Below are 2,508 nucleotides of genomic sequence, written 5' to 3'. Positions count from 1 at the left end.
GCCGGCCCGCACCCGCCGCGCCGACCGGGAGTCCCGGTGTTTCCCGACGGTCAGTCGACGGCCGCGCCGGTGTGCCAGGTCGCCGAGTCGAAGTCGGCGTACCCGCCGTCGGCGCCGATGTCCTGCACCCAGAGGCCGGCGAACGCCCCGGTGAAGCCCCAGCCCGTCGGCTCGCCGTCCACGGCGCGGGCGGCGTGCTCGTCGGAGAGGATGGTGGCGTCGAGCACGGGTGACAGGGGCCGCCACCCGTCGCCGAGGTCGTAGGAGAACCGCAAGGCCGGCCCGTCGAAGACCACCCGCAGCCCGATCCGCGTGCGCCGCCCCAGCCGCACGGTGGCCTCCGGGTACGCCGTGCGCCGGCCGGAGTCGCAGCTGAGCACCTCCAGCACCGGCTCCCCCGCGTCGTCGAGGCTGGCATAGGCGTAGTGCCAGTTGCGGCTGTTGTAGTAGCCGGTGATCCCGGCGAGCTGGCGGAAGGTCTCCGGCCGGAACTCCAGCACGGTGGACAGCGCGCAGCGCGCATCGGTGACCCGGCGGGCGACCAGGCTGGGCCGGTGCCGCCCGACCGGTGACTGGCCGCCCACGATCCGCAGGTGGGAGGGGCGGGCGGCGAGGTCGACCCAGTCCGGGGTGGCCGGGCGGCGCAGGGTGGACCAGGCCGGCCCGAGGGTGGGGGCGTCGAAGTGGTCGGTCGCCGGCTCCGCCGGCCACGGCGCCGGCGGCAGGTCGGGGGCGGCCACCACGTCGCCGGTACGCCCCCGCGCACCCGGGGCCACCCGTCGGCGGTCCACTCGACCGGTTGCAGGGCGGTTTCCCGGCCCAGCACGCAGTTGCCCAGCGGGGTGTAGGGGCGGCCGGTGAGGTGGGCCAGGTACCACCGGCCGTCGCCGGTCTCGACCAGGCTGCCGTGGCCGGCCTTCTGCAACCGCAGCTCGGGCCGGCCGTGCGAGCTGATCAGCGGGCCCGCCGGGTCCGGCCGGTACGGGCCGAACAGCGACCGGGAACGGGCCACCGTCGCCTGGTGTTCCCAGCTGGTGCCGCCCTCGGCGGTGAGCAGGTAGTACCAGCCGTCGCGGCGGTAGAGGTGCGGCCCCTCGGTGACCCCGGCGGTGGTGCCCTCGAAGATCAGCCGGGGTGGGCCGACGAGCCGCCCGGCCACCGGGTCGTACCGCTGGATCTCGATGCCGCCGAACGAGTCCCGCCCGGGGCGCCAGTCCGCGCGCATGGCCAGTAGCCAGGTGCTGCCGTCGTCGTCGTGGAAGAGCGACGGGTCGAAGCCGTGCGCGTGCACGGGCACCGGGTCCGACCAGGGGCCGGTGACGTCGGGCGCGGTGACCACGTAGTTCTGCGGGTCCCAGTAGCCGCTGGCGAAGCTGGCCACGTCGGTGTAGACGAGGTGGAACCGGCCGTGCGCGTACGACAGGCAGGGCGCCCAGACGCCGCAGGAGTCGCCGACGCCGGTGAGGTCGAGCAGGCGGCGCTCGGTGAGGATGCCGCCGAGCGGGCGCCAGTGGACGAGGTCCCGGGAGTGGTGCAGCCGCACCCCCGGGTACCACTCGAACGTCGAGGTGGCCAGGTAGTAGTCCTGTCCCACCCGCAGGATGGACGGGTCGGGGTGGAAGCCCGGCAGTACCGGGTTGTGGATCAGACGGGTGGTGGTGGGCGTGGTTACCCCGCTGGTCATGGGGAGGTCTCCTCGTGGGGGGCGGGTCACTTGCCGAAGCCGGCGGTGAGGCCGCCGAGCAGGTGACGCCGGCCGAACAGGTAGAGGGTGAGCACCGGCAGCGCGGAGAACACCACCAGCGCCATCAGGCCGGGCACGTCGGTGCCGAACTGGTTCTGGAAGTTCCACAGCCCGAGCGGCAGCACCCGCTGCTCGGGGCTCTGGGTGAGCACGAGGGGGAAGAGGAAGCCGTTCCAGGCGCCCAGCCCGCTGAAGATGCCGATACTGACCAGGCCGGGCCGGGCCAGCGGCACGACGAGCCGGGTGAAGGTGCGCGCCGGGCCCGCCCCGTCGACCGTCATCGCCTCGTACAGCTCGTCGGGGATGTCGCGCAGTGTGCTGGTGAGCACGACGACCGACATGGGCAGGGAGAACGCCACGGTGGGCAGGATGACCGCCAGCAGCGAGTCGTAGAGCTGGAGCCGGGTGATGATCAGGTAGATCGGGACGACCACGGCCTGGGCGGGGATGGCCAGGCCGAGCAGGAAGAGCGAGAACCCGACCCGCACGGCCCGACTCGTGCCGCGCACGATCGCGTACGCCGCGGGCAGCGCGAGCGCGAGCACCAGCACGATCGTCGCGGCGTCACCACCGCGCTGTTGACCAGCAGCCGGGCGAAGCCCTGCCCCAGCACCCGGCCGTAGTTGTCGAGCGTCAGTGTCCCGGGCAGGGCCAGCGCGCCGTCGTTGAGGTAGCCGTCGGGGGTGCGCAGGCTGGTGACCAGGATGTAGTAGAGCGGCAGCACCACCACGAGCAGCCACAGGGTGGCCCCGACCCGGCCGGCA

2 protein-coding genes and 2 pseudogenes are annotated in these 2,508 nt (G+C 73.8%); all 4 read right to left on the bottom strand.

All coding sequences use genetic code 11. The features are described from left to right. Positions 1–50: 50 nt before the first annotated feature. A complete protein-coding gene (locus JNW89_RS34475; protein ID WP_238452219.1) occupies positions 51–791 on the bottom strand; it encodes a hypothetical protein in 741 nt (246 codons plus the stop codon). Positions 792–829: 38 nt separating this feature from the next. Continuing rightward, a pseudogene (locus JNW89_RS34470) lies at positions 830–1,684 on the bottom strand (glycoside hydrolase family 43 protein); the annotation flags it as partial. A gap of 26 nt (positions 1,685–1,710) precedes the next feature. After that, the gene (locus JNW89_RS34465; protein WP_238452218.1) at positions 1,711–2,232 is read right to left on the bottom strand and encodes a carbohydrate ABC transporter permease; all 522 of its coding nucleotides are present in this window, start codon (positions 2,230–2,232) and stop codon (positions 1,711–1,713) included. Further along, positions 2,157–2,508: pseudogene (locus JNW89_RS34460) on the bottom strand (hypothetical protein); the annotation flags it as partial. The gene JNW89_RS34465 and the pseudogene JNW89_RS34460, both read right to left, overlap by 76 nt.

The sequence above is a fragment of the Micromonospora sp. 4G55 genome (genome assembly GCF_016803375.1).
The sequence above is the reverse complement of the archived record's forward strand: the minus strand, read 5'-3'. Positions and strand labels throughout refer to the sequence as shown.